General features: G+C 41.4%; 22 protein-coding genes and 4 tRNA genes. 11 read left to right on the forward strand and 15 right to left on the reverse strand.

Annotation, left to right across the window (positions count from 1 at the left end):
• Positions 1–161: 161 nt before the first annotated feature.
• Entirely contained in the window at positions 162–2,444 is a 2,283-nt protein-coding gene (locus GBI16_RS03365; RefSeq protein WP_110974078.1) for a TRAP transporter large permease subunit, read from the forward strand.
• Positions 2,445–2,519: 75 nt separating this feature from the next.
• On the opposite strand, the gene GBI16_RS03370 is transcribed toward GBI16_RS03365, so the two are convergent.
• The 6 genes from GBI16_RS03370 to rnr all read right to left on the reverse strand — a co-directional run bounded on the left by GBI16_RS03370 (position 2,520) and on the right by rnr (position 9,626).
• Positions 2,520–3,395, reverse strand: a complete 876-nt coding sequence (locus GBI16_RS03370; RefSeq protein WP_110974079.1) for a DMT family transporter — start codon at positions 3,393–3,395, stop codon at positions 2,520–2,522.
• 61 nt (positions 3,396–3,456) lie between these two features.
• A complete protein-coding gene (locus tag GBI16_RS03375; protein ID WP_110974080.1) occupies positions 3,457–3,876 on the reverse strand; it encodes a hypothetical protein in 420 nt (139 codons plus the stop codon).
• Between the two features lie 13 nt (positions 3,877–3,889).
• Positions 3,890–4,108 carry a YheV family putative zinc ribbon protein gene (locus GBI16_RS03380; RefSeq protein ID WP_086208936.1) on the reverse strand — a complete coding sequence of 73 codons (219 nt, stop codon included), beginning with the start codon at positions 4,106–4,108 and terminating at the stop codon, positions 3,890–3,892.
• A gap of 46 nt (positions 4,109–4,154) precedes the next feature.
• Positions 4,155–6,197 carry a M3 family metallopeptidase gene (locus GBI16_RS03385; protein WP_171494525.1) on the reverse strand — a complete coding sequence of 681 codons (2,043 nt, stop codon included), beginning with the start codon at positions 6,195–6,197 and terminating at the stop codon, positions 4,155–4,157.
• Between the two features lie 52 nt (positions 6,198–6,249).
• A complete protein-coding gene (locus GBI16_RS03390; RefSeq protein WP_110974082.1) occupies positions 6,250–7,131 on the reverse strand; it encodes a VanW family protein in 882 nt (293 codons plus the stop codon).
• Positions 7,132–7,187: 56 nt separating this feature from the next.
• Positions 7,188–9,626 (reverse strand): ribonuclease R, encoded by a 2,439-nt coding sequence (gene rnr, locus GBI16_RS03395; protein WP_213033325.1) that lies wholly within the window; start codon positions 9,624–9,626, stop codon positions 7,188–7,190.
• A gap of 264 nt (positions 9,627–9,890) precedes the next feature.
• Here rnr and GBI16_RS03400 point away from each other — a divergent pair.
• The 6 genes from GBI16_RS03400 (at position 9,891) to GBI16_RS03425 (ending at position 12,020) form a co-directional block, all read left to right on the forward strand.
• Positions 9,891–9,980: transfer RNA gene (locus GBI16_RS03400), tRNA-Ser, on the forward strand.
• A gap of 14 nt (positions 9,981–9,994) precedes the next feature.
• Positions 9,995–10,071 (forward strand) — tRNA-Arg (locus tag GBI16_RS03405).
• 48 nt (positions 10,072–10,119) lie between these two features.
• Positions 10,120–10,196: transfer RNA gene (locus tag GBI16_RS03410), tRNA-Arg, on the forward strand.
• A 274-nt stretch (positions 10,197–10,470) separates the two neighbouring features.
• Positions 10,471–10,547: transfer RNA gene (locus GBI16_RS03415), tRNA-Arg, on the forward strand.
• Between the two features lie 280 nt (positions 10,548–10,827).
• Complete coding sequence (locus GBI16_RS03420) at positions 10,828–11,325, forward strand: YcxB family protein (protein ID WP_086208932.1); 498 nt, start codon at positions 10,828–10,830, stop codon at positions 11,323–11,325.
• Between the two features lie 50 nt (positions 11,326–11,375).
• On the forward strand, positions 11,376–12,020 hold the full coding sequence (locus GBI16_RS03425; RefSeq protein ID WP_151706522.1) for a fumarylacetoacetate hydrolase family protein: 645 nt from the start codon (positions 11,376–11,378) through the stop codon (positions 12,018–12,020).
• A gap of 49 nt (positions 12,021–12,069) precedes the next feature.
• Here GBI16_RS03425 and GBI16_RS03430 read toward each other — a convergent pair whose 3' ends face one another.
• Positions 12,070–12,882 carry a helix-turn-helix domain-containing protein gene (locus GBI16_RS03430; protein WP_119064810.1) on the reverse strand — a complete coding sequence of 271 codons (813 nt, stop codon included), beginning with the start codon at positions 12,880–12,882 and terminating at the stop codon, positions 12,070–12,072.
• Positions 12,883–12,986: 104 nt separating this feature from the next.
• On the opposite strand from GBI16_RS03430, the gene GBI16_RS03435 reads away from it, so the two are divergent.
• Positions 12,987–13,922: a DMT family transporter gene (locus tag GBI16_RS03435; RefSeq protein WP_110974097.1), complete on the forward strand. Its 936-nt coding sequence runs from the start codon at positions 12,987–12,989 to the stop codon at positions 13,920–13,922.
• Between the two features lie 94 nt (positions 13,923–14,016).
• Here GBI16_RS03435 and GBI16_RS03440 read toward each other — a convergent pair whose 3' ends face one another.
• Positions 14,017–15,267: a YihY family inner membrane protein gene (locus GBI16_RS03440; protein WP_151706523.1), complete on the reverse strand. Its 1,251-nt coding sequence runs from the start codon at positions 15,265–15,267 to the stop codon at positions 14,017–14,019.
• A 114-nt stretch (positions 15,268–15,381) separates the two neighbouring features.
• Between GBI16_RS03440 and wrbA the strand changes: the two genes are divergently transcribed.
• Entirely contained in the window at positions 15,382–15,975 is a 594-nt protein-coding gene (gene wrbA / locus GBI16_RS03445; protein ID WP_119064812.1) for an NAD(P)H:quinone oxidoreductase, read from the forward strand.
• A gap of 42 nt (positions 15,976–16,017) precedes the next feature.
• On the opposite strand, the gene GBI16_RS03450 is transcribed toward wrbA, so the two are convergent.
• From GBI16_RS03450 to GBI16_RS03470, 5 genes are all read right to left on the reverse strand, one after another.
• Positions 16,018–16,392, reverse strand: a complete 375-nt coding sequence (locus GBI16_RS03450; RefSeq protein ID WP_086208927.1) for a hypothetical protein — start codon at positions 16,390–16,392, stop codon at positions 16,018–16,020.
• Positions 16,393–16,630: 238 nt separating this feature from the next.
• On the reverse strand, positions 16,631–17,683 hold the full coding sequence (locus GBI16_RS03455; protein ID WP_086208926.1) for a sensor domain-containing diguanylate cyclase: 1,053 nt from the start codon (positions 17,681–17,683) through the stop codon (positions 16,631–16,633).
• Between the two features lie 278 nt (positions 17,684–17,961).
• Positions 17,962–18,537: a xanthine phosphoribosyltransferase gene (locus GBI16_RS03460; RefSeq protein WP_086208925.1), complete on the reverse strand. Its 576-nt coding sequence runs from the start codon at positions 18,535–18,537 to the stop codon at positions 17,962–17,964.
• Between the two features lie 90 nt (positions 18,538–18,627).
• Positions 18,628–19,338: a DUF3108 domain-containing protein gene (locus tag GBI16_RS03465; protein WP_086208924.1), complete on the reverse strand. Its 711-nt coding sequence runs from the start codon at positions 19,336–19,338 to the stop codon at positions 18,628–18,630.
• A gap of 155 nt (positions 19,339–19,493) precedes the next feature.
• Positions 19,494–20,171: a hypothetical protein gene (locus tag GBI16_RS03470; protein WP_086208923.1), complete on the reverse strand. Its 678-nt coding sequence runs from the start codon at positions 20,169–20,171 to the stop codon at positions 19,494–19,496.
• A 260-nt stretch (positions 20,172–20,431) separates the two neighbouring features.
• On the opposite strand from GBI16_RS03470, the gene GBI16_RS03475 reads away from it, so the two are divergent.
• Together GBI16_RS03475 and GBI16_RS03480 are read left to right on the forward strand one after the other, a co-directional pair.
• Complete coding sequence (locus tag GBI16_RS03475; protein ID WP_151706525.1) at positions 20,432–21,289, forward strand: energy transducer TonB; 858 nt, start codon at positions 20,432–20,434, stop codon at positions 21,287–21,289.
• Positions 21,290–21,578: 289 nt separating this feature from the next.
• The gene (locus GBI16_RS03480) at positions 21,579–23,726 is read left to right on the forward strand and encodes a TonB-dependent siderophore receptor (RefSeq protein ID WP_151706524.1); all 2,148 of its coding nucleotides are present in this window, start codon (positions 21,579–21,581) and stop codon (positions 23,724–23,726) included.
• 252 nt (positions 23,727–23,978) lie between these two features.
• Here the strand turns inward: GBI16_RS03480 and GBI16_RS03485 are convergent, their stop codons facing one another.
• Positions 23,979–24,389: a hypothetical protein gene (locus GBI16_RS03485; protein WP_086209183.1), complete on the reverse strand. Its 411-nt coding sequence runs from the start codon at positions 24,387–24,389 to the stop codon at positions 23,979–23,981.
• 101 nt (positions 24,390–24,490) lie between these two features.
• The gene (ybeY, locus tag GBI16_RS03490; protein ID WP_086208921.1) at positions 24,491–24,970 is read right to left on the reverse strand and encodes an rRNA maturation RNase YbeY; all 480 of its coding nucleotides are present in this window, start codon (positions 24,968–24,970) and stop codon (positions 24,491–24,493) included.
• Positions 24,971–25,000: the final 30 nt, after the last annotated feature.

Below are 25,000 nucleotides of genomic sequence, written 5' to 3' on the forward strand. Positions count from 1 at the left end.
AAGAAAATCCAGATTGTCATATTCAAAAATATAAATTTGATGCAAAGATAAACAAAACAAAAATCTAAAGGCATCGAGAAAGGACAAGCTCAAGCCGACAAAACGACAGGTTCTACAGCGTATTACGCCGAATAGAACTGCAAATAAAAATAGGAAACAACATGCAGAATCATGGACAGAGCAGATCAGGACTCGATCTGCTGAAGTATATATGGACGGAGTGGATTTCCACTTTCTTAATTCTGATTTTACTGTTACTTACGCTATTAATAGGTACAGGTGAAATGATTCATGGTCAGTTACTCCGTATGGGAGAGCGCCTATATGGTGACCCTGCCACAGGCATGCAGTACTCTTTTTTAAGGGCTGAACCGACCAAACCTGAATGTAATCGTCACCCTAATGTGGATGCAATGGTCAAAACTCAAATGCAGGCCAATGCTGCCGATGAGTTTGCAGATTTTTTTGGTACTGCTTCAGAAGCGGATGTGCGTGCGTCTATTTTGGCAGGTGTACAACAGTGTGAGGAAAAGTATCAATTTTACGATAAAGCCATGCTACACATGGAGGCACATCCAAGTATTCGTGCCTATCGTAATTTTGAAACGACCTTTTTCGGTATTTTTAAATTTGGGACAGAAAATCGTGCCATTCTGTTGATTTTTATGGTGGTCTTAGCTGCAATTAGCGCGACATTAAAAATCCATCATATTGGTTTACGTGGACCTGCAACCAAGTTGGATTATCGTGTTTATAGTCTACTGATGACACTGGGTAATGGGTTATTAACCTACTCAAGCATTAGTCAATTTAACTCAGTCAAAGACTCGGGTGTGCCAATGAATGGCGAAACCCAGCTGATTTATTGGCTGTGGATGATTTTGTTTTCAGTACTCACATTGATCAGTGTTTGGCAGTTGTTTAGCCCACCGAAAGAGGCTAAAGCAGGTGGGCGTCTTGGTTTTGCTTTTCTGAGTGTGCCTTTATATGCCTACATGGCGGTGATCACGGGTGTTGCTTTTATCTTCTTTATGGACTACCCAATGGGGCAAGGTATTTATCTTGGTCAGTTGGTTGAGTTCTCGAGTATTTTTCTTAATTTAGCGCTGTTCATTTGGGCGGGTATGTTACTGAAACAGACACGCGTTGTGGATCTGTTTTTAAATATCTTACGCCCATGGAACTTGGCACCTGAAACACTCACATGGTTGATTTTAATCGCTGCAGCTTTACCGACTGCATATACAGGTGCTTCAGGGATCTTTGTGATTGCAGCAGGGGCGATTATTTATAAAGAAGTCTGGAATGCGGGTGGTCGTCGCCAGTTTGCTCTAGCTGCAACGGCAATGTCTGGTTCGCTAGGTGTCGTGCTACGTCCGTGTTTATTGATTGTTGTCGTAGCATCATTAAATAAAGAAGTAACTACAGATCTGCTTTATCAATATGGTGTCTATACGTTCTTACTGACTTCAACTTTATTCTTGGTTGTGTCTTTGTTCTTTGCTGAAAGTAAATTCCGCATCGCATCACCGAGTGTGGCAGCGCCAAAATCAGGGCGTGCTTTCCTTGCTGTGGTTCCGTATATAGCAATTTTTGTTCTGATCTGGATGTTCTATAAGTATCTATTAGACACTGATCTGAATGAATTTACAGCGCCAGTGATGATGCCTGTCATTTTATTGATGATCGTGTTATTTGATAAATTACGTCATCAACCTGCGCCACTGCCTGCGGTTGGGCACTGGGATGAAACGCTGACTGCAAATTATAACTCCAATAATGAGCCTGCTTTAGCGGGTGCGCAAGTTGCTCATGCAGAATATCGTGAAGGTCTACATGGCAATGCAGCAGATGATGGACAAGTGGTGAATCATGGCGTGGTTCAATCGAGCTCTATGGATGTATTACGCCAAGTTGGTTTTTGGAAGTCGATGCATATCTCGACCAGTGAAACGGTTGGGCATATTGGTGCTTTGGTCATTTTAATGGCACTTTCAGTCAGTGTGGGTGGATTGCTTGAACGTACGGAGGTGATGAGTTTCTTCCCAACCGATATTAGCAGTACATTCTTGGTCATTACTCTGATTGTGGGATTGATGGTCTTTGTTGGGATGATTATGGATCCGTTTGGCGCCGTGATTTTGATTTCTGCGACGGTTGCCCCTGTGGCCTATCAATATGGTATTCATCCTGTACATTTCTGGATGATCACCTTGATTGGTTTTGAGTTGGGCTATGTGACACCACCTGTTGCACTTAATCATCTCTTGGCAAGGCAATCTATAGGTGATGCAGAGGTGAATGAGGCCGATGCAGAGGTTCGTCATCTGTCTTTCTATTATCGTTATGAGCGCTGGATTTTGCCTTTAATTGTACTATTCCCAGCAATGTTGATCATTGCCTATGTGCCTTACTTCTTTAAGTTATTCGGTTGGTATCACTAAGATTTAAATAAACTTGGAACATTAAAAAAGCATCTTCGGATGCTTTTTTATGCTTTGGATTTATTGGAGAGCTTGCTAGGGACGTAGCCGTCTTTGCAACAGAGGGCTACAAACCACAATTGCCAATAAAATCAGGGCAAAGCCAATCAAACTATAAAAATCAGGAGTTTCTCGCCAAAATAAATAACCCCAGAGGCCTGCAAAAATAATTGCGACATAATTTACAGGCCCAATTTGACCTGCAGGCGCCAGTCGATAGGCATGAGACATCACCAGTTGGCTGACATTGGCAAGTAGACCCGCTCCAATCAGGAAGCTCAGTTCTGTCCATGTGTAAGGACGGATATGCCAAAACATGGGAATCATGGAAATCAGAGTACCAATAGAGCAGAAATAAAAGACAATGCGCTCAGGCGGTTCGGTTGCAGTAAGTGCACGTACTGTGACAAAAGCCATGGCCGCTAAAAAACTAGCACTGAGGCCAATGAAGGACAACTGATTCCATAAGCCAGCATCAGGTTTCGCCACACATAGGACGCCTAAAAGCCCAATCAACGCGGCAATCAGCATTGAGCGCGTGATTTTTTCTTTTAAAAATAGCCAAGCAATCAAAGGAATAAAAATAGGAGACGAATAAGTAAAGACCATGGCGTTTGACAGTTTTAAGTGAGCAATCGCGTAGAAAAAACCATACATCGCGACAAGCCCAACCATGGAGCGCCAAGTGTGCATCCACAGACGTTCTGTTTTAAAAAAGCCCAGTCCTCGCTGTAAAATCAGCGGTAAAAAAATAAATAAACCCACGAAGTTTCTGAAAAAAACAATGCTGACATTATCCACTGTATGTGAAGCATAGCGAATACACACCCCCATCAAAGAAAACAGCAGCGCTGAAATAATGAGTAGGGCTATGGCTTTAAGCACGCTAGATGAGGTGGTCTGAGTAGACATGATAAAAATACACTAGAGTATCGGTTGATATTCTAGCGTATTTAAAAAGTGCAAAGGGGGATTACTGTGTTGCCAGTTGGGCTTCTAACAGTTTAATTTGTTCTTCTTTGAGTTTCATTAATTCATCAGCATCTTTATGCTGCGCTTGCAAGGTAGTTTCTTGTTCTTTGAGTTGAGTTTGAATGTCGTCCAGTTTGGCTACTTCTTCTTTGGCTAAAGATGAATTTTTAGGCACAGGGGATGTTAGAATATCCTCTTCAACCAATTTTACCGTATTTTCTGCTGCTGCCTTTGATGCCGCATTTTGCACTTCTGGAATGGCTTTCACAGTGGGTTGAAGCAATTCTGCTTGATGAGGGGGTGTTTCAGGTTCTTGTGAGGCAAAAATCCATTGATACAGCGCAAAAATCGCAATGATTGCGACCAGACCTGCTGTAATTCCCCAGAGCAATTTAGGATTGTTGTGTTGTACGGGTGACATTCGACTCGACCTTTTATTCTTTGGATTGACGCGGTTTAAATTGAATGACCCCAACTTCGTCTGGGGTAGCTGGGATCTGAGGCTCGTCTACATGGGTAGGTCGATTCTCAGAATAACCACAGTCGATACATTCAATCCATTCATCGTCATTCGAGGTAAGCATAACGACACGATCCATTGCCTGACATTTAGGACATTTTGCACCTGCAATGAAACGGCGTTTAAGAGTCATTAGACTTACCTTCTGAACAATTTAGGCGCTTAGTTTACTCACATTTTTAGCGGTTCGTCCAACCTTGATGACGAAGTAAAGCATCTATTTTTGGCTCACGTCCACGGAAATTGATAAATGCATCAAGTGCAGTATCTTTTCCGCCAACTGCTAGAATAAATTGGCGAAATTCTTTGCCAGTGGCAGTATTAAAAATTCCTTCATTTTCGAAACGATCGAAGGCATCACTCGCCAAAACTTCCGCCCATTTATAAGAATAATAACCCGCCGCGTAGCCACCTGCGAAAATATGGCTGAAACTATGTTGAAAGCGGTTATAAGGCGTGGTTTCTAAAACAGCATACTGTGCACGGATCTCATTTAAGGTGGCTTGGATTTGATCCGCTTTTAAAGCAGGGGCTGTTTTATGAATGCTGAGGTCGAACAGGGCAAACTCAATTTGACGTAGACTTTGCATGCCAGACTGGAAGAAACGTGCATCCAGCAAGGCTTTGAGTAGATTTTCTGGTAAGGTTTCTTGGGTGTCAATATGAGCACTGAGTAAGTCTAAGCTTTCGGTGTCCCATGCCCAAAACTCCATGAATTGGCTTGGTAGTTCAACTGCATCCCATGCTACGCCGTGTGTGCCTGCAACTGCAATATTGTCGACTTCGGTTAACATATGATGTAAACCATGTCCAAATTCATGGAACAAGGTAATCACTTCATCATGAGTCAATAGTGCGGCTTGATTACCGACAGGTGGCGTAAAGTTACATACCATATAGCAAATCGGTTTTTGTAGGCCTTGCGTTGTTTGGGTGCGAGAGCGGAAACCACTCATCCATGCGCCACCACGTTTGCCCTGACGTGCATAAAGGTCAAAATAGAATCCACCGACCACTGCGCCTTGATCTTCGAGTTCAAAATAGCGTGCATCCGGATGCCATACGGGAGCTTCACGTTCGACCACTTGGATGCCATAAAGACGGTTCACAATACTAAATAGGCCCTGCAAAATCTTGGGTGCAGGGAAGTAAGGCTTGAGCGCTTCTTGAGATAAATTAAACTGTTGGACTTTTAGTTTTTCTGAATAATACGTGCTGTCCCACGGTTTTAAATCATCAATGCCATCTTCAGCGGCAATGGCTTTCAGCTCAGCCACTTCTTTGAGCGCAGGGGCACGTGAATGTTCAGCCAAATCACGTAAGAATTGATCCACCGTGGCAACATTTGGCGCCATTTTGCTGGCCAATGAAAGCTCGGCGTAGTTGTTGAAACCCAACAATGCAGCCATTTCCTGACGCAGGCTTAAGATTTCTTCCATCGCCGCGCTGTTATCAAACTCAGCGTGTTCAGACTGATCTGATGCACGTGTGGTGTAGGCACGATACAGTTCTTCTCGTAAAGGACGGTTTTCCGCGTAGGTCATAATCGCCAAATACGACGGGAAGTCTAAAGTGGCAACGGGTTGATCCAGTTCGCGTTGTTGACCATATTGTTTTAACAGCTCAACACTGCTTTGGGGGAGGCCTGCCAGTTCATCTTTCGTTAATGGTTTGAAGTAGGCTTGGGTTGCATCCAAAACATGGTTGGAAAAGTCCGATGACAGTTGTGATAAGCGAGCTGAGATTTCTGCATAACGTTTTTTGGCTGCACCTTCTAAAGCCACCCCAGACAGTTTGAAGTCGCGCAGCGCAAGTTTAATCGCACTTTGTTGGGCTTCAGGGAGGTGATCAAATTGTGCAGCATCATGAATGTGTTGATAGGTTTGATACAGTACGGTGTGCTGACCCAGTTCGGTATAGTACTCACTTAATGCAGGTAATAAAGACTGATAGAGCTCGCGGGTTTCAGTATTGTTCATCACCGCATTGAGGTGAGACAGTACGCCCCACGCTTCGCTCATATTGTTTTCTAGAGTATCGACTTGTGCTAAGACCGCAAGCTGTGCCTGAATCGATTCAGGAACCAAGGTCAGATCCTTTAAGAAATGTTGACCCTGTTGAATGGCTTGTTCAATCTGTTGTTGGAGTTGTACTAAGGTGATTTGATCAAACTGTGGAACAGGCAAAGTTGCTTTTTCTAATGTCATGCTGTTAAGCCAAATAAAATGTTGAGTTATCACTAGATGTAAGGGTGATACCGTGGGAAATCAAGTTTTAATTGGTTTTGATGTTTTGTGTCGCTTGAAATTCAGTCCATGATGCATAGTGCAGATCAATGTTTGGGGGTTGATAAAGCACTTTGGCAAAGTTACGGGTCATACATTCGGTTGTTAAGATTTCACCACTTTTATATTTTTCTTTACGGTGTCGCCATATTTCGTTTTGACGATAGTAATCCGTCCCGATTTTAAGAAAAGCATGCTGTTGTTCAAACACATGGTAGACATAGCCTAAATCGGCGGAACAGCGCAGTTCACCTTCTAGGCATTTCTCACTAAACCACAGCCGAATTTGAAAGCTATGCGGAGTGGGGTTGTAAAATTGATAATCAATATAGTTATAAAAAATTGCAGCGCCACTCCCAAAAGGGAGCACTCGACCATGATCTGGAAAAGGGTCAAAGGAATGCTGTGAACGTTGTACCACTTGTAACGGGCTATGCAAGACAAGCCAGTGGATGAGGTTGGCAATTTGGCAAATACCACCACCAATACCACCACGAGCCTGCCCAAAGCTGAGTTCCATTCCCTCGACATAGCCTTTTTGAGTTGTTGGTTGTCCCACCAACTGACAAAAAGAAAACGTTTGTTGTGGATGGACTAAAATCCCAGAAATACATGGACTGGCAATTTTGAGATTGATGACTTTATTGTGTTGCCAGTGTTGATCGCTATCGCCTAATTTACGAATCAGAACGGACTGATGCTTTTTGACGCGAAAAGCCAAAGGGATGTTAGAAAATGAATGTGCATAGTCTTTCCCATCTGTTTTCCACTGCAAATAGCGCATCATACGTCGGCTACGTGTGGCCATGAGATAAAGTAGGGGATGATATTGGCTGATGGGTTTGTTTAAAAATAAACGCAAAAAATTCATGTTGATCCTATGAAAAAAGGTGCTAGAACATGAAGCACTAGCACCTTTTACATCATTTACTCAGTTTTCGCTTTTGCGTTGGATTTTTTCTTTTTAGGTTTCGACTTTTTCTTCACTTTATCTTTAACCTTTGTTTCAGACTTTGATGAAGATTTTTTACCAGGCTTTTTGCTGTAGGAGCTAGGTTGGGATTTATCTTTTTTGCGTCGTATGGGCTGGTCTCCGCTGTTACTGGGAGAGGCGTTTGTCGACTCGCTAAAGACTTCTTCTTTACTTTCGCTTCGTGCTGTTTTGGCTTTGCCAACACGGGGTGCTCGACTTCGTATGGGCCGACCACCATGTGAGAGTTGTTGCAATAATTCAAAATCAATTTTTCGATCTTCTAAATTCACTGCTGCAACTTTGATTTTTACTTCATCGCCCAAGCTAAAGCTTTGACCGCGTGCCTGCCCAATCAAGCTCTGACTTGGTTGGTCATAGACAAAGTAGTCATCGCCCAGTTGGCTGACATGGATCATGCCATCAACATATAAGTCTTTGAGCGTTACAAACAGACCAAATTCTGCTACGGCAGAAATGGTGCCGACAAACTCTTCACCCAAATGCTGCTGCATATAATGGCATTTCAACCATGTGGTGACAGAGCGAGATGCTTCATCTGCACGACGTTCAGTTGCGGAGAAATGTTGACCCGCATCATCCAAAGCAGCTCCTGAAAGAGGTGCAGGTTTATGTTTTAACTTGGCTTTAATGGCACGGTGTAACAACAAGTCTGGGTAACGACGAATTGGAGAAGTGAAGTGCGTATACGCTTCATAAGCCAAGCCAAAGTGACCTGCGTTATTCGCACCGTAGTAGGCTTGCATCATCGAACGTAACAGCACGGCATGGATACTAGGCGCATCAATCCGGTCTTTGGTTGCATCAATTACGGCCTGATAGTCTTTCTGAGTCGGCTGTTCTGGGAACGGTAGACCTAGTAGTTTGACAAAGTCACGTACCTTTTGAATGCGTGAGAACTCAGGTGGCTCATGAATACGGTATAGCATTGGCACGTCATGTTCGAGTGCATATTCAGCCGCGGCCACGTTTGCCAATAACATACATTCTTCAATCAGCTTGTGAGCATCATTACGCGTACGCGGTAAAATTTCCTTAATCCCACCTAGCTCATCAAAGGTCATGTAGGTTTCAACGGTTTCAAATTCCATAGCATGACGTTCTGCACGTAAACCTTTGAGGACTTGATAAAGTTGGAACAGGGTGTTTAAGGATTTGCGCACATCACGGTCTTCTGGGATGGCACTGCTGTCACCTTCAAAGTATTGAGCAACGTTGGTATAGGTTAAACGTGCCTTTGAATGCATGACTGATGGATAGAACTCAAACTTGGTGACGCGACCTGCACGGGACAGGTTTAAATCACAGACCATACACAGACGGTCAACATGTGGATTGAGTGAACATAAGCCATTCGACAGGGCTTCAGGTAACATAGGTAAAACAAAGTGCGGGAAATACACCGATGTACCGCGTTCCTGGGCTTCATCATCCAACGGTTTGCCCGAACGGACATAATGGCTGACGTCCGCAATGGCTACCACGACACGATAACCTCCACCTGGACGTTTTTCTGCATAAACAGCATCATCGAAGTCGCGTGCATCTTCACCATCAATAGTGACTAAGGCTAAATCACGTAGGTCAATACGACCTTCACGGTCTTGCGCCGATGGCTCTTTAAAACTTTCTGCTTCTTTAAGTACCTCTTCAGGAAACTCATACGGCAGACCAAACTCTAAAATGGTTTGTGGGATGATGATTTCGGTGTCTGCCTTATCCGCCATAGATTGTACAATATGACCAGTGGCGAGCTCTTCTTTGGTTGGGTAGTCATCAATTGCCACACGAACCGAATCGCCCACTTTGACTTGTGCGTGTTCGATTAACTCTTTTTCTAAGGTAATTGGTTGGTGCGCATTGGGGTTTGCTGGCTGAATAAAGTATTCACCGTCATGTATCGACACTTTACCAATGATTTGCTTCACACGGTGTTGCACTACCTCGGTAATAAAGCCCCAAGCTTTACCTTTACGATCTACTGAGGTTTGGCGCACTTTAACACGATCACCATTAAAGACTTGACGAAGTTCACGCTCAGGGAGAAGAAGGTCTTCATGCCCTGTGATATTCGCCGTACCAAAGCCTTTACTATTAATGTAGACCGTTGCTTCATGTTCAGGTTGTTCTTCCGCAAGAAGGAACTTGAAACCATCTTTCATGAGTTGGCCATCACGAACCATTGCAATCAGGCGGTGGCTGAGCGCATCAATACTTTTTTGATCTGCAATTTCAAAAATCTCAACCAGATCCGCATGTGAAAGCGCCGTCTTTTTTTCTTCGATGGTTTCTAAAATGAGCGTGCGACTCGGAATAGGATTGTCATAACGTTCAGCTTCAGCTTTTGCTTCAGGATCGACCCAATTTTTCATAATGTCTTTGGCTGTATCTCAGTAGATAGGATTAGCATAAGTCATGCGAAGACAGACTGCACGCAAATGATTGCAATATTGTGTTTTATGTCGGCAATTTAGGATATTTGCTGTTTTATTCAGCACAGCGATGCGTTGAAAAGAAGAAATTGTGATGAATCAGCACTAAATTGTTTAAAAAGTATTTAATTGAACGAAAATATGCAAAAAAGGCAGCGTCTGTGCTTGCAGTGCTAGCATGAAGTTTGTATTATGGCGGCACGTTACGGTGAGATGGGTGAGTGGCTGAAACCACATCCCTGCTAAGGATGCGTACGGGTAACTGTACCGAGGGTTCGAATCCCTCTCTCACCGCCAACTTTACTTATGTCGCGCTCATAGCTCAGCTGGATAGAGCACTTGGCTACGAACTAAGGGGTCGGGAGTTCGAATCTCTCTGAGCGCACCAATAAGTAAACTGTATGTAACGTAACGCCTGAATTGGCACACAAGTAATGCGCTCATAGCTCAGCTGGATAGAGCACTTGGCTACGAACTAAGGGGTCGGGAGTTCGAATCTCTCTGAGCGCACCAACTTGAACAATCAACCGCACATGTTGCGGTTTTTTGTGTCTGTAAAAAGTGAAATGCTTTGCTTGAGAAAGTGATTCATCAAGAAAGATTTGATATCAATAAAGCTTTAGTCTTGCATGAATTGCCTATCTATTCTGCTATGGAATCTCAATTTGTTGATTTATACAGCATCTCGCACCTTTTGTGCTTAATAAGTGGGCGGTTGATCGACTTTTATGGAAATAAGACTTAACAAAAAATAGGATTCACGTATAATGCACCCCATCAAGACGTCGCGCTCATAGCTCAGCTGGATAGAGCACTTGGCTACGAACTAAGGGGTCGGGAGTTCGAATCTCTCTGAGCGCACCAACTTGATCAATATTGAAAAAACCGCTTAATTGCGGTTTTTTTGTGCCTATTGTTTTTGTTCACTTTAATATGCAAAACATAGGTTTCATTTCGCTACATTTTCTCTATTGTACGTGTGCGTATTGGCGCTTTTTATATTCAGCCAGATTCTTTTTTAGAGTTAACCGCGTACTGCATGTGTACAACCAGCTCATTCAGCTGCGTGTATGAAAGTCCTAAGAAAATGCCAAATAGTGTTGTAGTATTGAGATCAATATTTTTAGTAATTTGATCTAGCCTTATGTCAGAGAACAAACCTGCATTATCGACACGTTATTTTCTCACTTTAGAAGAGTCGCAAGATGGTTTTGCTTTAGCGACCTTTGGTAAAAAGCAAATTACGCGCTTTATTACACCTCTGATTAGTATCGGGATTATTGTGTGGGGCTTTATGCTCGGCTTTACAGGTGTCGGGCGTTATTATGTGGCATTGGGTGTATTTTTCTTGGTTTTACAAATTCTCATGCGTTATTGGTTTCTTCCAATGATGTTTAAGCGTCAGTTTGTGAAATATCAGTTTGGTAAAAGTGAGCAGGGCATAGATTTATATCAAGATTATGCGGAAATTTATGCCAATGGCCGCAAGCAGGTGGTCCATTATAATGAAGTACAGAAATTTGCCATCGGCAAGTTAACTTATATGTTAGAGCTGAAAAACCGTACTGTGGTGATTGTGCCTAAGCGCGCACTCATAGAGAGTGCAGATCAAACGAAGTTTGAGAATACCTTTAAAAAATAAGCGTATTGACCGTAACACGATAAAATTATTCGCCAAGCAAGAGGAAGATCATGAGTACACGTCCATCTAAAATTGTCTGTGTCGGTCGTAGTTATGCAGACCATGCCAAAGAATTAGGCAATGCGATTCCTGATCGTCCCGTTTTATTTATCAAACCACCAAGTAGTCTGCTCAGTTTAGATGCGGGTATTTCTTGGAATCCTGTGTGGGGCAGTTGTCACTATGAATGTGAACTGGTTTTACGTATAGATCAACGTTTAACTCAAGAAGCTGACCCTCTCAAGGCCATTCAAGTGGTAGGTGCAGTGACCTTAGGCTTAGACTTAACCTTACGTGATTTACAAGATGATTTGAAAGGCAAAGGTCAGCCGTGGGAGCGTGCTAAAGCCTTTGATGGTTCGTGTGTACTGGCAGATTGGGTTGCTGTTTCCGATGTGGTACAAGATTGGAATGATGTGCACTATACCTTTCATGTTAATAATGAGCTGCGTCAAGCAGGTAATACGGCACATCTAATTTTTGATATTGGTACCTTGTTGGCTGATATTAGCCAAGTCTTCACTTTGGAAGCAGGCGATGTGGTTATGACGGGCACACCAGCAGGGGTTGCAGCATTGCAGCCGGGTGAACAGTTACAAATGACTTTGAACGGTAAATCTCAAGATTATACATGGACGACTTTTGTCAAAGCCTAATTGGTTTTAACTGCAATATCTTAAAAAAGATCACCACGGTGGTCTTTTTTTAGCGTTGTTGGTGGCTATGATACAGTTTTCGAAATTGATCGGGTGTATACACCATCCAGCGCTTAAACATGTTGATAAAGGCCGATGCATTGGCATAGCCCAAATCTAATGCAATACTTTCCACTTTTTTCCCTTCGGTTAGCATGCTCATGGCTTTCATGACTTTTAAGCGCTGCCGCCATTCATTCAAAGACATGCCGAGTTCTTTTTGGCTATAACGCGCAAGTGTGCGTTCAGTCATATTGTGCTGAACTGCCAGTTGTTGCAAAGCGCTGTTGTCGGCAGGGTGTAAATGTAAAAAATCTAAAATACTCTTGAGCACAGGATGTTCGGAGTGTGGTAAATAACTACTCACCAATTCTGCATGGTGTAGTTGGTCAAGCAAGACATAAAGTAAGCGTAAATGCTCAGCTGAATCATCTGCCAAGTGGTGCTGTTTTAAATGTTTAAAGAGCGCGGTGACTAAAGGTGAGCTCAGCATAATACCGGCTTGCTGTGGTAAGTGGCTGCATAAGCTTTCATGGATATAGAGCGTACCGTGAGAAACATCGGTACGGTTTAAACCGCTATGTGCGACATGGGGTGGTAGCCAAATTCCGTAGGGCGGTGGAGTGAGATAGTCAACTTGATTAATATGGACTTCCATGACTCCATTAAATGCATAGACAAATTCACCCCATGCATGTCCATGTACGGGATAAACCGACTGAGCGGGATCATCGCGAAAATGAATCCACAATAATTTATCAATATGATCATTGGTCGGTAGTTGTTTGAGTGGTGCACTGTTTTTTTGTTGTTTGTAGGGCATGGCTGAAATTGCCTGAATAAGAAGATCTCTTGTCTGTTTTAGATTATATGTTTTATTTCAGACAAATTTATAGTATGGGTTCATCTTTTTTAGTGGAGCAGATCGTGAGCAGTCGTCAGGCGCTAGACGGAAAAGCCTCAGGTATTATGCTGGGGCTTTGCGTGTTATGGGGCTTACAACAAGTGGTGTTAAAACTTGCAGCCCCTGATATTTCTACAGTGATGCAAATTGCGCTTCGATCAGGTCTATCTGCATTGATGGTTTATCCCATGATTAAGCTAGCAAAGGGGGCTTCATTATGGGGGAGTGATTATTTGCCTGCAGGCATTTTGGTGGGGGTATTATTTGCAGCCGAATTTTTTTTAGTGGCACAGGCTTTACGTTTTACCTCTGCTTCGCATACCGTGGTTTTATTGTATACCGCCCCTATTTTTGTGGCACTGGGTTTACACTGGAAACTGCCGTCTGAGCGTTTGTCGGTCATACAGTGGTTAGGAATTGGATTGGCATTCTTTGGAATTGTAATCGCCTTTTTATTTCATCCTTCTGATTCTCAAGCTTTAGTGACATCGGCTTTATGGGGGGATGTCTTGGCACTTTTAGCAGGGATTTTATGGGCAGCCACCACGATCGCTGTTCGGCTGACCAAATTGGCTGAAGCACCTGCGACACAAACCTTGTTTTATCAGTTGTTTATCGCATTTTTATTGCTCTTGCCGCTTTCTTTCTTTATGGGGCAGGCCACCATTCACTGGTCCGCACTGTCGATCAGTAGTTTACTGTTTCATACCGTGGTGGTGTCATTTGGTAGTTATCTGATTTGGTTTTGGCTATTAAGAAAGTATTTGGCTTCACAGTTGGGCGTATTTTCTTTTCTAACCCCGATTTTTGGGATGTGCTTTGGGGTGATGTTCTTAAAAGAACAGTTGGAGCTGAATTTCTTATTGGGTACGGGTTTTGTCTTGATGGGGGTAATGGTGGTGAGTCTACATCACAAGATTAAACAATACTTACAGGCCTTTAAAGCGGCTTTGCAGTAAAAAAATCATGTATGTTTTGGACTAAGGTTAGGCTTTACCTGTGATGTATAAAAACCGTGTCTTATCTATATAGAAGAGATAAGACACGGTTTTATTAGGATTTATCATCAAAAATTTTGGAAAGTGGAATGGCGAGTTTGGCCGCCAAGTAATCATCTGACTCCACCAAGGCAGGACCAATTTTTTGCATCCAGACATCGTCAGGATGTACATTGCCTAAGTCCTGACGCTGTGGCAGTGGATAGGGAAGCCTGCTATAAAAACTCCAAAAATCAACGTGAGACAGATTGCGTACAAGAACATATTGATTGTCATCAGTACGTTTAACTAAATTCTGTGTTTCAAGCATGAGGACGTAACTTGGCCAGCGACCCAATTCATCTCGCCCCAAGATATCAAGCGCTTCATCGTCTGAAACACTTAAGCCTTGTTGCTGCTTTTTATAAAATAGTTCCAGTAAATCCATCAACATAATAACAGGATGGCGCTTTTGTTCTTTATGAGAGGTAAATGCAGTAAGTGCATAACTAATTTCAACCCCAATCAGGACGATATTCCATGATAGAAAAATCCACAGCAGGAAAATGGGAATTGCGGCAAACGCACCATAAATAATTTCATAACTGGTAAAGTTCGACATAATAAAACCGAACAAATGTTTCAGTAATTCAAAGACAATAGCACTAAATAAACCAGCAATGAGAGCCGATTTAATCGGCACACTTCGGTTTGGAATGGTCCAATTTAAAATAAAAAAACCAAGTACCGTTAAGGCGAATGAAATTAACCAAAATATAAAAGCACCATCTAACTCATAGCCTGCAAAATTATTGCTTAAGACATTTAAAGAGGCGACAGTAGAAGAAATAACAAAGGCACTACCGAGGAGAATTGGTCCTAAAGAAATAATGGTCCAGTAGCGCATAAAGCCAATAATGCCGCCGCGGGTTTCGCGCACTCGCCAAATTCGGTTAAAGACATTTTCAATACTGGTCAGCATCATGACCGTTGTAACGAAGAGAAATAAGATTCCGATAATGGTCAAATTACTCGATTTATCGGTAAAAGCATTGAGAGCCTTATCAAAAGCAATGGTGGTTTTAGGTAAAAAATTACTATAAATCAATTGCTGTAATTGCTGACGTGCAGGTTCCAGTGCTTTGATGGACGAGATGATGACCAAGAAAACTGTCAGCATTGGTACGACCGCAAACAAGGTAGTGTAGGTCAGTGAACCTGCTTGTTCACGACAACGGTCGGCCTCAAAGCGCCGTACTACAAATAAGACGAACTGAAACCAAGTTTTCTTATAGAAAGGAAGTTTTTTTAAGTACTGTTCTAACATAGGCAAAGTATCTCTTTGTTTTCTTCATCTTTTCTACATTTTTCACTCTAAGCTTAACCAAAAAATAGAAAAAATACCGTATAGTTTTATTTTTTCTGTCACCGAACTCTATTCATGCAAACCTATGTTTTAGTTTTATATTACAGCAAATATGGCAGTACTCGTGAAATGGCGCATTTGATTGCAAATGGAATTGAGGCGAGTGGTATAGCTGTAAAAATTCGAACTGTTCCTAATATTTCAACTGTGGTGAAAGAAGCAGAAGCCAGTATTCCTGCCGACGGTGATATTTATTGTAGCGTAGAGGATTTGGAAAACTGTGCAGGTTTGGCACTAGGCTCACCTACGCGTTTTGGCAATATGGCGTCTGAAATGAAATATTTTCTCGATCAAACCACCAGTCTTTGGCTCAATGGTGCTTTGCATGGCAAGCCTGCTTGTGTATTTACCTCATCAGGTTCGATGCATGGTGGGCAAGAAAGCACCTTGTTGACCATGCTTCCCCCGTTATTTCATCATGGCATGATGATTCTTGGTTTAAACAATGCTATTCCAGCACTGTCGAATACAAAAACAGGCGGGACGCCTTATGGGGCGAGTCATGTCAGTGGTCCTCGGCATGACCAGAGTTTAAGCCAAGATGAAAAAGTGTTGTGCGAAGCACAAGGAAAACGTCTTGGCGAAGTTGTAAAGAAATTGCAAGCCTAGTTATTGCGACATGAAAAAGTCCATGAATGATGGGCTTTTTTATTATTCAATTGGTGTTAGGTGTTGTTCTTTAAATTTGGCACCACAGTTTAGGCATTTATAGTCGAGAAACACATTTTTATCGACAATCACACCTGCTTTTTTACCAAAGCGATGTCCTAAAAAACCACCTGTGACCCCAATACTGACTGCACCGACGAAGGTGCCAATGGTACCGCCCATAATGACTCCTAAAGGCCCAGCCGCTGCACCGATCGCTGCGCCTATAGAGGCTCCAGATGCTGCTCCCCCAACAGTACCTGCGGTTGCACCTGCTGAACTGAGCAATACGCCTCCAATTTTTGTCAGTTGTTGCTCATGATTTCTTTTTTCGATATCACTTGAGCCACACTTTGGGCAGAGAATTGTTTTTTCCATAGCTTATTTGACCTATAAGGGCTAGCTGTACTTAAAAATATAGCCTGATTATGGTGTTCATGACGCATGACAACCGTGTTACCTCAGATCTAAGATTTCTAAACATCTGAATCTAGAGTAAATACTAGCTGAATTTGAGTTGAGAATATTTATTAGACTTGTAATTTTCTGGGAATATCTACGCTGTTTCTGTAGAGTCTTACTCCATTGTTCTCGGCATTCAAGTTCATGGCTTAACTTAGTTGGCAAAGTGAATCCGATTTCGTCCCGCTTCTTTTGCACAGTAGAGGGCTTTATCTGCTCGTTTAAATACATCTTCGGCATCGGTATCTTGTTTGCCGACCTCTGCAACGCCTATGCTAACTGTAAAACATAGTATTTCCTGTTCATAACTGACTTCCATCGCTTCGATGGTTGAACAAATCCGTCGAAAGATCCGCATAGCCTCGTCACCTAAGCAAGCGGGTAGAATAATGGCAAACTCTTCGCCACCAATACGGGCTAAAAAGTCTTCATCACGCAGTATGCTTCGTATTTTTTTCACCATTTTTTTGAGTACATAGTCACCTGCAGTATGCCCATAGCAATCATTTAGCTGTTTAAAGTGATCAATATCTAAAATGCCAATGCTAAACGGTACGCGGGATTTGCTAAAATGCAGCATGGTTTGATGGCTTTCTTGTACAAATACTCTTCGGTTAAAAGTGCCTGTCAGTTCATCGGTAGAGGCTAAAATAGCCATCTCTTGAACTTGTAAATGTAGTTTGATGTTTAACGCTAACCATTTTGCAAGGGTTTGTAACAGGATGGCTTGCTGTAGGGTGTAATGATGTTTACGCACATCGGCCACATTGAGTGTACCAATACAAATATCATTATGAATCATTGGGGCATCCATACAGCTACCCATACCGTGTTCAGAAAGCATTTGACAGTCGAGTTCATCCGACAGGCTTAAGTCATCGCAAATGATCAGTTGTGACTCAGCAAAAACTCGGCCTACAAAAGTTTGTCCAATTGGAATTTTAAAATCCATCGGAATTGCATGATTGCCCGAAATTGAGTATAGCTTGAGATAATCTTCAGTATCTTGCAGGGTGATGCTGGCCCGATCTGCATCGAAAACGTATGAAATCCAGTAGGCAATTGTATCTAATACTACCTGTAAAGAGCTGGCTTTACTTAGGTCGTGAATAAAGTCGACGGGAAGTTGAATGGAGTGAGCTCCATCAAATCCTGATAATTGATTTGGATCAAACGATCGTTCACTCGTTTCTTTCTTCTTTATCATTTGTGTGGCTTTCTCAATAAAAAAGTATTTCGTTTAATCGCTGTTTATTTTTAGTCTTAGAAAGTGGTTATGACCATTTAAATTTGATCATGCTATATAAATCATGTTTCTCCAACTTAAAAATGTAATTAAATTGATAAAAGACGATATATTTTTTACTTTAAATTAAAAGTAATCTACCGCGCAAATATGGCGCTTGTGTGTGGATGACCTGCGGGTCATGAATGCCATAAAAAAAGAGCATTTTAAAATGCTCTTTTTTAAGTAGGGTGCTGTGATTAGTCTCGTACAAATTCTACAGTGCCTTTTGCTAGTGACTTAACTCGAGCTAGAGATTCGATGCGATATCCCTTTTCAAGCAAAATATCGCGACCAGGTTGAAATGATTTTTCAATCACAATACCTACACCCACGACTTCTGCTTTGGCTTGATGAATTAGATCTATTAGACCAAGTGCAGCCTGACCATTGGCCAGAAAGTCATCAATCACAAGTACTTTGTCTAATGAACTGATGTGTTTATTTGAAATGGCAATGGTGCTTTCTGTTTGCTTGGTAAATGAAAATACCTTTGAACGATAAAGCTCATCTTTTAAGGTTAAAGATTGGTATTTCCGCGCAAAAATAACAGATACGCCTAGTTCTAAACCTGTCATGATTGCAGGTGCAATCCCTGATGCTTCAATCGTGATGATTTTTGTGATGCCAGCATCTTTGAAACGGCGAGCAAATTCTTTGCCGATCAATTGCATCATCACTGGATCAATTTGGTGGTTTAAGAAAGCATCAACTTTCAGAACTTCATCAGATAGAACGATACCTTCGCTTAAGATTTTCTGTTCTAGTGCGTACACGGGAGAATCCTCTAAGGGCAGGTGCTTTTTCAAGCAAATGCGTATTTTAGGAAGCACCTGAAAAAATGCAAGTAAAATTCGTCAAAATGACTAATTGCTTGCACCTTTATAGCTCGTTAAGAGCAATCCATAAGATGTTTTCTTATCAACATGGCTGACTTTAACAGGAAGATAGTCTAATTTCGGAGCTAGCCAGAAAATGGTTTCACGGCCGGGCTTATCATGTTTCATGACTACTTTAATGGTCTCGAAAGTTCCATAATCTGTTTTGATAGATTCAGTACCTTGCTTCACAAATTTACGCGCTTCAACCTCTTTAGCATCGGCCAAATAGTAAGTTGATTTTAAACCACCATTTTTAATGTCTTCACGAATTTGCAATTCTGCATTGAGCTCATCTAAGACACCCGCTTTCCATGCAAATGAACGCGTTTCGTTGTCTTTCTTGGTATTGATGGTTTTTGCTGCTGGATTGAAGTTAATACTCATGGTGTTGTTATGCACCAAAATTTTACTGCTACGGCTAAAGCTATTGGACTGAATTTGTTTGCCATTTAAACTAAAGCGGCTACTTTCGGTTGCTGAGGCAATACCGCCTGCTTTGGCTGCAAAAACATAGTTCCAGTTATTACCTGACTTTGATAAAGTCCGAGTTGCAGAGCCTAAATTTTTGCCATTGTAGTTAAATTGATAACTGGCCTGAAATGGACTCATGGCAAAGGTTTGGCTTGAGAACCCGACAAATAGCAAAGCGCTCATACTTGTCGCGATTGTGGCTGTTTTCAATTTTGATTTAGCCATAAGAAAAAGCTTCCTATTTAGTTGTAGGCACAAAATTTTTGCATATAACTATTATGCACATTGATTATGAAGAAAAAATTCGAAACATAAGGGGAACTGTAGTTTTATGTTTCATTTACATATTTGAAATTACGGTTTTGTCACCAAATGATCAGCTATTTTTGTCGAATGGGAGAGACTGTACTTTCATCCAAATTGGGTTCAATCAAATCATCAATCGAGGTTTGAGAGAATTTATTAAATAGTGCAGTTAAATTGACGTTACCAATCACGACCAATTCGGCTTCACGTAGCACAGCATGATTAACATGGACTTTACCCAGCGTGTCGATGATTGAACGGTTTTTGCCTAACCAACGGTTCAAATTTAAATGTAGTAACTCATCTTTAACCTTAATCACATTTAGCTTTTCTAAAATCATGCCTAAAGGATCTTGGTTTAGGATTTTTTGATAAAAAAACAGGGCACAGCGCACGCCCATTTTATGAAATACCGTTGGGTATTCAGCATCTAGCACACTGGTATCGCTGATTTGTTCGAACACAATCAATTGCGTTTTTTTATTCAACTCCATTTGCACCAATTTCAAGTCAACAGAGAGAGTCAGTTTGAGACCGTTATAATCGAGTGTGGCATATAAGCGTAACCAGTCATCATGTAAGTCTGCATGTAAGTCTTTTAACATTCTCACATTGTCGGTGACAAATCGTTGAAAGGTGGCATTTAAAAAGACTTGAGACATTGGAAACTCGCGCTCATCCTCAATAAATCCTTCCGCCTTTTGATAAACTTGGCGTAAACGATTAGAAATACTGGAAATAAGCGTTTGCATAAGAGGCGTCCTAGCTAATCAGTGTTTTTGAGCGATCAGATCTCTGGTTGAAATGTTTGAAAAATACTGCTCATGAAGCTTGCAGTTTAGCAAAATTAATTGCACCATTTTCATGATTTTATGAAACAGTGAATCTACAGGGTACAGTGCCTCATTCTAAGCAATAAAATGAAAACTGTGTCTATTTTATACTGCGTACATACGCTTAGGGGAACAAGACAAATTGTCGGTTTGAAGTGATGTTCAAAAAAATAAATGTAATGCCTTTGGCGCATAATTGGTGGAAAGATCCAATTTTTACAGCAACCGTTGTGCTTGCAGCTTTTTTGCATCTAGTGATTTTGACTGTACAGTTTGCCATGCCTCAAGAAAATGATGCCGCAGTGAAAGAAATTGCAGTGACTTTACGCCCTTCAGATCAAAAAATTGAAGATGCGGATTTCTTGGCGCAAGCGGATCAACAGGGTTCTGGCACCTTTCGCGAGTCCCACCGGATGTCGAGTGATATGCCCGTGCCGATGCTTGAGCAAAGTGCTGGGGAACAACAGCGAGAAGCTTTAGAACAGGTTCAGCAAAAGCGTGAATTAACTTTTGAAGAAAAGTTGTTAATGACGACACTTAGCTGGCAAAAACAAGCGGAAGATAATCAGCGCAAAAAAGCCATGGAAGAAATGAACAGCCAGTTTCAGGCCAAAGCAGCCATGGTGGCAAGCCTTGAAGCGCAATATTTGCAACGTCAACAAAACTTTAGCCGTCAGCAAAAAATCAAAACAGTTGATGGTATTCAAGCCAAGCAAGATATTTCGGCAGCCTATCTTGAAAAGTTTCGTCAGAAAGTAGAATTTTATGGCAACCGTTACTACCCAGAAGCAGCTAAACAACAACGACTGGCGGGTGAAGTACGTTTAATGGTGATTTTAAATGCTTCAGGTGGTATCCGCGCCATTCGCCTGATTGATAGCTCAGGGCATGAGATGTTGGATGAAGCAGCAAAGGCATCAGTACGTAAAGCAGCCCCGTTCGGCGCTTTCGATACCAAAATGAAGGATATTTCTGAGTTACGCATTGTACGCACATGGCGTTTTGACCCAGCAGAGGCAGAGTTTGAAGTTCATTGATATTCTTGCTTCTTTATGGGAAATTATAATGATTAAATTAATTTATAAAAAAACATGTAAAACAATATCTTAAATTTTTATTCCGAGGTTTATTTATTTTTTCTCAATAAAAACATAATCTTATATTTAAAGGTGAAAACTTGAATTGATAATAAAAATAATTATCATTTGCAGTATGTTTTTTGTTAAATATTTTAAAGCATTCGTGAATCTTTCTTAAAGCAAGTTAATGGGGGGGATGCATGCATGTTTTTTTAATATTTGATCCCTGTTATAAGGATATAGTTTCATGTATTACTCCCCAACTTTAAAGCGCTTCAAAGTCAGTCCACTGATATTGGCTATGGCAGCAGCCACAGTACTTCTCCCAACTTTGGGGTCTGCAGCACCCACTACGAGCGATGAAAGTGCACAACTTGAAACGATTACGAGTCAAGCCGAGGAAGAGAATCCATCTGTAACGGAAGGGACAAAGAGTTATACGGCGAAGAGTGCCAGTACCTCTACCAAATTAAATTTGTCACTTCGCGAAACACCGCAGTCGGTTAAAGTTTTAACCCGTGAATATTTAGATGATACCAATACAAATTCTTTGCAAGAAATGCTCAATAACGTGACTGGTATTACCACCAACCGTTGGGATGAACGTCAATATCCGACAGCACGCGGGTTTGATGTGGATTATTATTTATTTGATGGTGTACCAAGTACAGCCGAAGCAGATATTGCTAGCGATCCAGACCTGAGCATGTATGATCGCGTGGAAGTGGTCAAAGGCGCTAATGGGCTAATGACGGGGGCGGGCAATCCTGCAGTGGCTATCAATATGGTACGTAAACATGCAAATTCTAAAGAATTAACAGGGACATTAAGCAGTTCTTATGGTTCGTGGAATGCATGGAACAGCATGGCAGATATTTCTGCACCCTTAAATGCTGATGGAAGTGTACGTGGACGAATTGTTGTCAAACATGAAAGTACAGACTCTTTTGCCGATTTGTATGAAAAAGAAAATAACTTATTTTATGGTGTGCTTGATGCAGATTTAACAGACAGCACTTATCTGTCAGTGGGTGCCAGTTATCAGGATTTAGAACGTTCTGGTATCAAATGGGGAGGCTTGCCAGCATTTTATACTGATGGTTCGTTAACGCATTTTGATCGTGATTTAACAGTGACCAGTGATTGGACATATTGGAATACTAATACAACTACTGCCTTTGCTCAGCTTAAGCAGAAGTTATTTAATGATATCACGCTGAATGTTAATTATGATTACCGCCAAATAGATGCAGAGACAGCATTGTTGTACTTATGGTCAGGATCAGTAGATAAAGCGACCAATAGTAGTGCTGGTTTATACCCATATACCGATACGTCAAAGACCACTCAAAATAATGCGGATATTTATTTTTCTGCGCCTTTTACTTTGGCTGGCTTACAACAAGAAGTTGTCGCTGGGTTTATGTATAATCAGAGTGAAAAAACTGATCGCTATTATGGAACGCCTACTCTAGATAACTATACGATTGATTTTGACAATTTCACACCATCAAAACTTCTCGGCTCTATTAATAATAATGTTGCAAGCCCATCTAATAAAACTACACAAACAGGTGCGTATCTAGCAGGTAAGTTCACTTTATTAGATCCTCTAAAACTTGTAGCAGGTGTACGAGTATCTAACTGGGAGTATGAAAGTGCTGATGGAGATGGTAATCGTAAGTTTAATAATAAAGTGACACCTTATGCTGGATTAATCTATGATTTCTTAGAAGATTATTCATGGTATGCCAGCTATACTGGCATTTTTAAACCAGAAGATAAGCAGAATGCGGATGGTCAATATCTTGATCCACGTGAGGGTAAAAGTTATGAAACTGGCCTGAAAGGAGAGTTTTTTGACAAACAACTTAATGCGTCGATGTCGGTATTTTTAACCAAGCAAGATAATGTAGCCGAGATCATAGGCACAGTTATGGATGGTGATGAAGTCAAAAATATTTATGGCAGCGCAGATGGTGTTGAGAGTAAAGGCTTCGAAATAGAATTAGATGGTAAATTGACTGACAAGTGGGATATGAGCTTCGGACTTGCTCATTTTAATGCAAAAGATGCTGACGGTAACAAAGTACAGACAACTGCAGCGAGAACGTCGGCCAATCTATTTACAAAATATACAATAAATAAGTGGAGCGTGGGTGGTGGCTTAAACTATAAGAGCAAAGCATATAAAGACGAGACTGCAGGGCGTATTACTCAAGATGCTTATGTGTTGGCGAATTTAATGGCTGCTTATCAAGTTGATCAAAATATTAAACTTCAACTGAATGTGAACAATTTATTTGATGAAAAATATTACGAAGGTTTAGGTGTGAATAGTATGGTGTATGGCGCACCACGCAATGCAACATTAACTTTCCGCTATCAATTCTAAAAAATCTTGAAAAATAAAAAACGGCTTATTAAAAGCCGTTTTTTTGTTGGAAATGTGGATAAGTCTAGGCTTATTCACATGCAATCTTGACTTGAGTAAGCGCGTTCAAAGTTTCAGACTTTAACTTTAAATGGCTGTATCATTGTTTTTCAGTTGTTATGCCATGTGGTCTGTGACCCAGCAGAGGCAGAGTTTGAAGTGCGTTGAGCTGTGCATTTCTAATCAGGTTTTGATTATGTGGGTGAACTCAGTTTATTGAGTTGCACGGACATAGGCGCCGTCTTGATGTCCACCCATCCAAGTCACGCTTAAATGAGACTCCTCTTCATCTAAGCGGATAGGAAAAATTTCTAAATGCTTGCTATATTTAGGCAAAGCTTTTAAACCAATACAGTTGCCATTTTTCCACCATGACCCTTCGGCATATTGGTCTAAAGAGCCAACAGCTAAATACCATTTAAATTTGCCGTCAGGTTCTAGTAGAAGCTCAGAACCAACCTCCATAACGCCCTGCAAATAATAATGTCCAGCCCAAGCCTGAGCTGAATCTAGAAACTTTACTTCCTGACAGGATGTTTGATTTTCATCATTGCTCTTGGCATAAAGTGGCGTGGTGCAGGATAGGGCGATCATGCAGAGTAGTTTTGAAATTGGTGTATGCATTTTTATAATCTCTTCATCTATTTTTTCATCTTGCTTTATTTTTAGCATAAATAAACCCGATACATCGAAATGAATCGGGTAAGTTGTTTCAAATCTAATAGTTACTGTGCTAAATAAGGGTTTTCAAAACCGAGTTTAGCCAAAATTTCAATTTCGATGCCTTCCATTTCTTCAGCATCTGCTTCTGATGTTTCATGGTCATAGCCCATAAGGTGCAAAGTGCCATGGACCAGCATATGAGTGAAATGCGTCAATGGCGCTTTGTTTTGTTCTTTTGCTTCCGACAACACCACAGGAATACAAATGACCAAATCGCCAATGGGAAATGAGTCAAGAATCTGCGCCATTTCATCGGGCAAATCACTAGGGAAAGACAACACATTGGTTGATTTATCTTTGCCACGATATTCCAAATTCAATTTATGACTTTCATCATGGTCAACACAAGCAATACCAATTTCACAGTTACTCTGTGTGCCAATATGACGTAAAACAGTTTCTACAACTTTTTTGAGATAGCCACGTTTCAAGACCAATTCAGGGGCTTGAAAGTCCTGTTGTAGAGAAAGACTCAGTTTCAAAATAGATCCTTAAATAATGACACCTGCGGG

This window comes from Acinetobacter sp. TUM15064, from assembly GCF_008980265.1.
Classification (GTDB): domain Bacteria; phylum Pseudomonadota; class Gammaproteobacteria; order Pseudomonadales; family Moraxellaceae; genus Acinetobacter.

What these genes read in the sequence shown, in the direction of transcription:
- GBI16_RS03365 (WP_110974078.1), top strand. Translation starts at nt 162, where the DNA reads ATGCAGAATCATGGACAGAGCAGATCAGGACTCGATCTGCTGAAGTAT.
- GBI16_RS03370 (WP_110974079.1), bottom strand. Translation starts at nt 3,395, where the DNA reads ATGTCTACTCAGACCACCTCATCTAGCGTGCTTAAAGCCATAGCCCTA.
- GBI16_RS03375 (WP_110974080.1), bottom strand. Translation starts at nt 3,876, where the DNA reads ATGTCACCCGTACAACACAACAATCCTAAATTGCTCTGGGGAATTACA.
- GBI16_RS03380 (WP_086208936.1), bottom strand. Translation starts at nt 4,108, where the DNA reads ATGACTCTTAAACGCCGTTTCATTGCAGGTGCAAAATGTCCTAAATGT.
- GBI16_RS03390 (WP_110974082.1), bottom strand. Translation starts at nt 7,131, where the DNA reads ATGAATTTTTTGCGTTTATTTTTAAACAAACCCATCAGCCAATATCAT.
- GBI16_RS03420 (WP_086208932.1), top strand. Translation starts at nt 10,828, where the DNA reads ATGTCAGAGAACAAACCTGCATTATCGACACGTTATTTTCTCACTTTA.
- GBI16_RS03425 (WP_151706522.1), top strand. Translation starts at nt 11,376, where the DNA reads ATGAGTACACGTCCATCTAAAATTGTCTGTGTCGGTCGTAGTTATGCA.
- GBI16_RS03430 (WP_119064810.1), bottom strand. Translation starts at nt 12,882, where the DNA reads ATGCCCTACAAACAACAAAAAAACAGTGCACCACTCAAACAACTACCG.
- GBI16_RS03440 (WP_151706523.1), bottom strand. Translation starts at nt 15,267, where the DNA reads ATGTTAGAACAGTACTTAAAAAAACTTCCTTTCTATAAGAAAACTTGG.
- wrbA (WP_119064812.1), top strand. Translation starts at nt 15,382, where the DNA reads ATGCAAACCTATGTTTTAGTTTTATATTACAGCAAATATGGCAGTACT.
- GBI16_RS03450 (WP_086208927.1), bottom strand. Translation starts at nt 16,392, where the DNA reads ATGGAAAAAACAATTCTCTGCCCAAAGTGTGGCTCAAGTGATATCGAA.
- GBI16_RS03455 (WP_086208926.1), bottom strand. Translation starts at nt 17,683, where the DNA reads ATGATAAAGAAGAAAGAAACGAGTGAACGATCGTTTGATCCAAATCAA.
- GBI16_RS03465 (WP_086208924.1), bottom strand. Translation starts at nt 19,338, where the DNA reads ATGGCTAAATCAAAATTGAAAACAGCCACAATCGCGACAAGTATGAGC.
- GBI16_RS03470 (WP_086208923.1), bottom strand. Translation starts at nt 20,171, where the DNA reads ATGCAAACGCTTATTTCCAGTATTTCTAATCGTTTACGCCAAGTTTAT.
- GBI16_RS03475 (WP_151706525.1), top strand. Translation starts at nt 20,432, where the DNA reads ATGCCTTTGGCGCATAATTGGTGGAAAGATCCAATTTTTACAGCAACC.
- GBI16_RS03480 (WP_151706524.1), top strand. Translation starts at nt 21,579, where the DNA reads ATGTATTACTCCCCAACTTTAAAGCGCTTCAAAGTCAGTCCACTGATA.
- GBI16_RS03485 (WP_086209183.1), bottom strand. Translation starts at nt 24,389, where the DNA reads ATGCATACACCAATTTCAAAACTACTCTGCATGATCGCCCTATCCTGC.